The organism is Marinobacter alkalisoli (genome assembly GCF_045449855.1).
Taxonomy (GTDB): Bacteria; Pseudomonadota; Gammaproteobacteria; order Pseudomonadales; family Oleiphilaceae; genus Marinobacter.
Genome location: NZ_JBJJLC010000049.1, coordinates 1 through 6,977, shown reverse-complemented (window position 1 = coordinate 6,977; position 6,977 = coordinate 1). Strand labels below are relative to the sequence as shown.

General features: G+C 50.8%; 11 protein-coding genes. 10 read left to right on the top strand and 1 reads right to left on the bottom strand.

Annotation, left to right across the window (positions count from 1 at the left end):
* Positions 1-168 precede the first annotated feature (168 nt).
* The 5 genes from ACJO5Y_RS18175 to ACJO5Y_RS18155 all read left to right on the top strand — a co-directional run bounded on the left by ACJO5Y_RS18175 (position 169) and on the right by ACJO5Y_RS18155 (position 2,860).
* Complete coding sequence (locus ACJO5Y_RS18175) at positions 169-393, top strand: hypothetical protein (protein WP_406989199.1); 225 nt, start codon at positions 169-171, stop codon at positions 391-393.
* Between the two features lie 89 nt (positions 394-482).
* Positions 483-980, top strand: a complete 498-nt coding sequence (locus ACJO5Y_RS18170) for a hypothetical protein (protein ID WP_406989197.1) — start codon at positions 483-485, stop codon at positions 978-980.
* Between the two features lie 138 nt (positions 981-1,118).
* A complete protein-coding gene (locus tag ACJO5Y_RS18165) occupies positions 1,119-1,742 on the top strand; it encodes an SAM-dependent methyltransferase (protein ID WP_406989196.1) in 624 nt (207 codons plus the stop codon).
* 95 nt (positions 1,743-1,837) lie between these two features.
* Positions 1,838-2,296, top strand: a complete 459-nt coding sequence (locus ACJO5Y_RS18160) for an Rv1443c family protein (RefSeq protein WP_406989194.1) — start codon at positions 1,838-1,840, stop codon at positions 2,294-2,296.
* Positions 2,297-2,386: 90 nt separating this feature from the next.
* Positions 2,387-2,860: a hypothetical protein gene (locus ACJO5Y_RS18155; protein ID WP_406989193.1), complete on the top strand. Its 474-nt coding sequence runs from the start codon at positions 2,387-2,389 to the stop codon at positions 2,858-2,860.
* A 464-nt stretch (positions 2,861-3,324) separates the two neighbouring features.
* Here the strand turns inward: ACJO5Y_RS18155 and ACJO5Y_RS18150 are convergent, their stop codons facing one another.
* Positions 3,325-4,368 carry an IS110 family RNA-guided transposase gene (locus ACJO5Y_RS18150; RefSeq protein WP_406989192.1) on the bottom strand — a complete coding sequence of 348 codons (1,044 nt, stop codon included), beginning with the start codon at positions 4,366-4,368 and terminating at the stop codon, positions 3,325-3,327.
* A 519-nt stretch (positions 4,369-4,887) separates the two neighbouring features.
* On the opposite strand from ACJO5Y_RS18150, the gene ACJO5Y_RS18145 reads away from it, so the two are divergent.
* From ACJO5Y_RS18145 to ACJO5Y_RS18125, 5 genes are all read left to right on the top strand, one after another.
* Positions 4,888-5,202: a hypothetical protein gene (locus ACJO5Y_RS18145; RefSeq protein WP_406989191.1), complete on the top strand. Its 315-nt coding sequence runs from the start codon at positions 4,888-4,890 to the stop codon at positions 5,200-5,202.
* Between the two features lie 81 nt (positions 5,203-5,283).
* Positions 5,284-5,706 carry a hypothetical protein gene (locus ACJO5Y_RS18140; RefSeq protein ID WP_406989190.1) on the top strand — a complete coding sequence of 141 codons (423 nt, stop codon included), beginning with the start codon at positions 5,284-5,286 and terminating at the stop codon, positions 5,704-5,706.
* A gap of 88 nt (positions 5,707-5,794) precedes the next feature.
* On the top strand, positions 5,795-6,121 hold the full coding sequence (locus tag ACJO5Y_RS18135) for a hypothetical protein (RefSeq protein WP_406989188.1): 327 nt from the start codon (positions 5,795-5,797) through the stop codon (positions 6,119-6,121).
* 33 nt (positions 6,122-6,154) lie between these two features.
* Positions 6,155-6,523 carry an ankyrin repeat domain-containing protein gene (locus tag ACJO5Y_RS18130; protein WP_406989187.1) on the top strand — a complete coding sequence of 123 codons (369 nt, stop codon included), beginning with the start codon at positions 6,155-6,157 and terminating at the stop codon, positions 6,521-6,523.
* Between the two features lie 67 nt (positions 6,524-6,590).
* Positions 6,591-6,959: a hypothetical protein gene (locus ACJO5Y_RS18125; protein WP_406989186.1), complete on the top strand. Its 369-nt coding sequence runs from the start codon at positions 6,591-6,593 to the stop codon at positions 6,957-6,959.
* The last annotated feature ends 18 nt before the right edge of the window (positions 6,960-6,977 follow it).

The window sequence follows — 6,977 nt, the reverse complement described above, 5'->3', positions numbered from 1 at the left end:
TGGCGTTAAGAATTTAGGAGATTCATGGACTGTTTTAACCATTCAGGAGTGGCGGCAGTTGGTACATGCAAATGCTGTAGCAAAGGCCTTTGCTCGAACTGTGCCACTGATTTAACTTATGGTCTTGCGTGCAAAAATCAGCATGAGTCTCAAGTCGAGGCCATGAACATGATTATTGAAAACAACGCCAAGATGTACGCTGCTGCTCCCAAAAATACGATAATCGCGCCGGTTTTTTACTTGTTCATGGGGCTCTTGTTTTCGGGTTTTGGATACTTCTCAGGTGGCGGGATTGTCAGCTTGCCGTTTTTAATGGGGTTAGGCTTCATTGTTTTTGCAGTCGTGGTTTTTTTGCGCAACAGGGCGCTATTCGGGAATGGCGAAAATTCTTAACAAGGCGCATCAGTTCGCTGCCTGTGGCCGCCGGACGCCACTGACGTGGCGCCGCTGTGCTTGGCGTTATAAAAAATAGAAGTGTGTGCATGAAGTTAGCTCTATTGCTCGCGATAGTTATTCTCCTTCAGGGGTGTGATTCATGGGTCGGTCACAGGTCCGGGTCTATCGATGATGATTATATCGAGGAACCCTTGTCTGGCCGGTCAGCCGAATACCAGCTTGCTCTCGAAACTTCGAATCAGATTTTGACAATGATTCGAGATGGCAGGTGTAACTCAGTCTATGAGACGTTTCTCTCAGATACGGGCAGGGTGAATATCGATCTGGGGCGTTTCAGATCCATGTGCGACAACATAAATTCTCAGTTTGGCAGCCTCTCAAAATACAAACCAAACCAATGGCACTTCTTTATCGCGTCAGATGAGGACGAAAGCGAAGAGTATCTGTTGTCCATCAAAATTGCGGAGCACAAAAAAACAATGATTAACTACGCGTTCATTTTTCCTGCCGACGGCCCCTATAAAAAAATAGTCGGGATTCATTTAAAACCTCGGCAGGGAACTTTGATGCCGGGACGATACTGATTTTTTTATAACAAGTCACAGCACCGGACGCCCCTAACGTGGCGCCGGTGTGCTCAGCGTTATACAGACTAGGGAGAGTCAGAATTGGAGTTAGCAAACGTAGTCCCGTGGGGCCGGTCTTTCGCAGAGTACCAAGCAATGTTCGGATTATCGGAAGATGATCTGAAAAAGCGAATTCTTGGTTGTGGTGATGGACCAGCGAGCTTCAACGTGGAAGCAACAAAGCGGGGGAGCCAAATTACATCTTGTGATCCGGTTTATCAGTTCGAGACGAAGGAGATACGTCGCCGGATTGATGAAGTGTATCCGGACATCATGGCCAAGATGAAACAGGGGGCAGAAAGCTATATCTGGGACTCACTGGGCAGCGTTGAAGAGCTTGGCAAGGTTCGGATGAAAGCAATGTCGAATTTTCTTTCTGACTTTGATACCGGTCGCCGCCAAGGGCGGTACGTACCAGCATCATTACCTTCGCTGCCATTTCCGGACTCCGGTTTCGATCTGGCTCTCTGCTCCCACTACCTTTTTCTCTACAGCGACCACGTAGACGAAGTGGCTCATCTGGCATCAATGCGAGAGCTGTGCAGAGTTGCCTCCGAGGTTCGCGTCTTCCCGGTTGTCTCTCTGGATGGAGCAGCCTCGAAGCATTTGGATTCGCTCATGAAAGCACTATCCGCAGATGGTACTGATGTTTCGCTGCAGGCTGTGAGCTACCGTTTTCAGAAAGGTGCCACTGAGATGTTGGTGGCAAAGACTGTATAACCAGGCCAGGCACGGCGACGCCTACTACATTGCGGCTTCGCCTCCATTCCGTAGCCGCGCATGCTGGCTAGCGTTAACTGTCAGGGAAGACACCAGTGAAATTTGAAGTATCGAGTAATCTTAAAATCAGTCCCGAAGATGTCGATAGGCTGCTCACCATGAAGGGCGTGAATAAGGAATTGAGCCCTCTCATCCGTATGACGGCTCCCTCAGAATGGTCAAGCAAGCCAATCTTTAAATGGCCTACGGCTAAGGTGCTCTTTTCTAGCTGGATACTCCTTTTCGGTATCCTGCCCATCGATCGGCACACGTTCTTTTTTCAATCTATTGATCGTCAACGGGGTTTTGCGGAGGCGTCCAGTTCTTTAACCAATAAGCTGTGGCACCATCGGCGGGACATCAATAGAAATGGTGCATCATGTCGGGTCACCGATACCGTCGAGTTCCAGTGTAGGTTGCCCGTGCTGGCGTACGTTCTGGCGCCGGTCTACCGGTTTGTCTTCAAGCACCGTCATCAGGTGCTAAGGTCTCACTATGGTGGTAGCGCCAGTTAACCAGTCAATTAAGTTCGTTCCGGCCTGCGGCCTCCACCGGACGCCCCTGTCGGGGCACCGCTTATTTCAGCGTTATAAAAAGGAGAAGTTGTGATCGACAAGATTGAGCAATGGATACACCAGGTGAACTCCTCACATAAAGATGTACGTCAATCCTGCTCCGTCTTTGAGGAACACTTTAAAGGTTTCTATTCGCCCGACTTCCTCGAAACAGCATTTTTCGTTGTTACTGACAAGATTCCGAAGCCCAATTTTCCCGAGTTACGTGAGGCAGGCTTGGGAGATTTCATCGACATGGATGTTGGAGGCATTACTTACAACGACACCTATTACGTGAAGCAGGGTGCAGCGAAGGAGTTGCGACTTCACTTCCATGAATTGGTGCATGTGATTCAATGGCGGGAACTCACCCCTCAAGGTTTTATAGAGCGCTACATTCGAGAGATTCAGGATTTTGGATATAACGAAGCTCCGCTAGAAGACATGGCCTATGCCTTAGACGAGCATTACCAGAAACAGGGTCGGCATCTCAGTGTAGAGCAGTTTGTCCGGGAAAATTTATAACACATATGAGCCTTCTCGGAATCAATAGGCAATAGTCATTTTTTTGGCCGCGCCAGCGGCCAACCTAAAACCATGAGCGAGAACGCCTTCTTCGCTAGTCTCGTTTGGCTGTCAGGCACTTACAGCAAACACATATAGGGGCTCTCTTACGTGGTTCTCAACCACGGCCTGACCGGTCGGTCCCTCAGTCGGTCAGGGGCACCAGACATTCATCGGTTAACCGGTTACTGGCGCTATTCAAGGGGGCGGGCTGCCGGGCTCCAGTTAGGATCAGGCTCAGGACCGGTGTAAGCGCACTGGCTCATGGTATTAAGGCACGCCCACGGGGTGTCTAATCAAAGCGTCTGGCTTCAACGGCGGTGATAGAAAACCGGCTCGGCATCACATGCCAGTCAGCAGACTTCCGGTTTTTGATGATCATCCCAACTGATCCAGTTAGACATCATGCTCACCCCGTGGCGTGACTAACCTTTCAGGAATCGTTGTTCATCGAAGACCCTCTGGTGTTTGAGCATGAAGTAGACGGCCCGGCCCAGTTTGTGGGCCAATGCCGACAACGCTTTAGCCTTGTTCATGCGTTTCTGGAGTTTCTGTAGGTAGCGCTGGGCTTTGTCGTTATTCCGCAAAAAGAGCACGGCGGCTTCCGAGAACGCCCACTTCAGATGGGCGTTGCCGATCTTGTTGCCCTGGGTCCCGTAGACCTTGCCGGCGGACTCCGCTTTGCACTTGATCAGCCGGGCGTAAGAGGCAAACTTCTGGACCGATTCGAAGCGTTGGATATCACCGATCTCGTACAGAATGGTCAGAGCCAGGATACGGCCGATACCGGGGATGGTACGCAGCACACTGAGAGCTGCTGGGTCGTGCTGTTTAGCCTGCTGCTCCAGATGCCACTCCAGCTTGCTCAGCTCGCAGTGGTAACACTCAATAATGGCCAGGTCGAAATCGATGTTCCACTGCACATCCTGATTGGCAAACGCCAGGTGGACCTGTTCCCGGGCACCGACATTCTTCAGGTTCACCCGGTTCGGCGGCAGGTTGTATTGACTGGTGGTGTTCACCACATGGGCTTTGAGCATCGCCCCATGCTGGACAATGCGGGTGCGTCGGCGCAGTAGATCCCGGGTTGCCCGCATCTCCTTGGGGTAGACGTAGGCCAAAGGGAAATTGCCTCCCTTCATAAGCATGGCGATCTTGAACGAATCGATACGATCGTTCTTGGTTTTGCCGCCGTGGATGGCCTTCATGTACAGGGCATGACCCAGGATGAAGTGGATTCCGTGTTCTTCACACAGATCGGAAATCCAGTACCAGCAGTGCATGCACTCGACACCCACCACGAGGTCATCACGAAAGGGTTCGAGCAGTGCCAGTAAGGGTTCCGGCCGGGCTTTGATTTCCTTGTGCAGCAATACCTCTCCCTGCTGGTCGAGGATGCAGACATACAGACTGCGGGCATGCAGATCGATTCCACAATAATGGCGGTGGGTGCTATGGTAAAAGTTCATTGAGTCTTCTCCCTTGTAGTGCTTGGTCGCCTTCCAGCTTAGCGGGCAACCGCTGGGCTGGGGAGAAGGCTCAATCAGTATCAATTCGCGTCACTCGGACGCACTTACGTGCGCCGGTGCGCTCCGCGTTAATGCCGGGGCTTCGGCCCTCATAGGGTGGCTTCGTGCCATGGGCCTTGGCGGCAATTTGGTTGCTGGCCATCAGGTCAGCGGTAGTAGCCAAGGCCGTCTGAATCCGCGTCGGGGTTGGTTGCTCGGCAAAGCAAAAGGTAGGCAGAAAAATCGTGCATCGGTCATGGGGCTATCCGGTGCGGCCAACGAGTGCAGCCGCCAATTGGGTGTTCTGGTTCCTGGCGTCACCCGCAACCATGGTACACACTGGTTTGGAGTTGCCGGGGAATTCGGTGCCAGGGCGCGGGCCTGGGAGTTGCCTAGCATTAACAAGTCGCGTCACACGGATGGCCTTTTCTCCGCTCCGCTCCAAAAAGGCCACCGGTGCGCTTGGCGTTAAGTGTCTCTATGAGAGTGAGCTTAGGCGTAGTAATCCTGCTTTCCTTAGTTGGTTTGGGCGTATGGCTCACGGATATCATTACCGATCGGGCCAAGGTCGTAGAGGTCACTGCGCCGGTGCCTGCATACAATGACTGGGAGTGTGGCTATTCTAATCAACCCGGCTGTAGCGTGGTATTTGAGGTAGGAGAAGATGCCGAGTATGACGTGCAGCGCATACGGTACGGTAAGGATTTCATGGCAATCAAGATTCAACAAGGCGGCTTAATCGGCTGGGTCTTTTCTGGCAAAGCGGTGCGGGTCTATGCTGAGCCAAACACTTAACAATGCCAGTCACGGCGACGTCTACTACATTGCGGCTGCGCCTCCATTACGTAGCCGCGCGTGCTGAGCGGCGTTACTTGTATGAACTATCGCTGCGATTCTGATCTTTCTAAAGACGTAATTCTCGCGAGAGCTGAGAGTTTCGTCGAGTATGAAACTTGGTACTCGCGACCTAAAGAAATTGATGGTCGAGTAGAAGGATCACGAATCCAGTTGATTCGAAGGGCGGGTCCCTTCCATTTCCCTGGGAGAGGGAGATTCGATGGTTTTGTTCAGGAAATAGACGGTAAAGCCTGCATCGTTGGGAAATTCAGCGATGTAAGTTTGGCCACTGGCGCTGGAATAGCTTTTGGTGCTTTGGGCGTTGCAATAATGTTTGCTCAAGGCTTCTCGTTATTTGGCTTTGTTGTCTGTGGCCTACTAACTTTTGGTGGTTACGCGCTCGTGAAAAGCGATCACTCCCGCATTAGAAGGGCCTTGGAGGAAATCGCTGGCAACAAGTAACAAGTCAATCAAGTTCGTTCCGGCCTGCGGCCTCCACCGGACGCCCCTGTCGGGCCGCCGCTTATTTCAGCGTTAGAGGTATAGCCTAATGAAACAAGAGTTATTCAATCCAAAGAGATTTATCAGGCTATTCTCTCAAACCCTTGCGTCCGGCTTGGTGATTTTCTTCCTCAATCAATTTTTCGGAATTTCCATTGATGATATGCAGGCTGTAATGTTTATCGCATGGGTTGTCTGCATATTGCTGATAGCTTATCTGGCCCAGAAAAGTAGTCGTCTTACAAAAAAGTGGCGTACACGGCTGGAAACTTCAGAGCAAGACTCTAGAGCTGCAAAATCTCAACTCAGGAGTCTTGAGGAACGAGCTGAGAAATTTGATAAAAGCTCTAACCAGTCACGTAAGGCGGACGCGTGAGGCGCGCCGCTTCGTTTTCGCGTTAAACACACTATGAAGAGATCGAGACTAGAAGCTATTTTCCATCGCCATCAAATTGATTCCAACGATGAGCCTTGGGACGTCGAAAATCTTGATAAACAGATGGCAGATAGGGATGCGATCATTCACTGGGTGGCGAGATATGGAACAGCAGAAGACTTATCAACCCTTATCGATGCTGGCGCTTCAATAAATATTCGCGGTGATATTGGCAGAAATCCTTTGTTAGAAGCCGTCGCTTTCAATAAGCCGGAGAACGCGAAGATCTTAATCCAGGCTGGTGCAAACGTTAGCGACGTGGATGATTTCGGTGACTCAATATTGGATTTAGTTTCGGAAGAGAATGTTGAGCTCTGTGAAGTGGTGCATAAAAGTGTTTAACAAGTCACAGCACCGGATGCCCTTGTCAGGGCACCGGTGTGCTTGGCGTTAAGAATTTAGGAGATTCATGGACTGTTTTAACCATTCAGGAGTGGCGGCAGTTGGTACATGCAAATGCTGTAGCAAAGGCCTTTGCTCGAACTGTGCCACTGATTTAACTTATGGTCTTGCGTGCAAAAATCAGCATGAGTCTCAAGTCGAGGCCATGAACATGATTATTGAAAACAACGCCAAGATGTACGCTGCTGCTCCCAAAAATACGATAATCGCGCCGGTTTTTTACTTGTTCATGGGGCTCTTGTTTTCGGGTTTTGGATACTTCTCAGGTGGCGGGATTGTCAGCTTGCCGTTTTTAATGGGGTTAGGCTTCATTGTTTTTGCAGTCGTGGTTTTTTTGCGCAACAGGGCGCTATTCGGGAATGGCGAAAATTCTTAACAAGGCGCATCAGTTCGC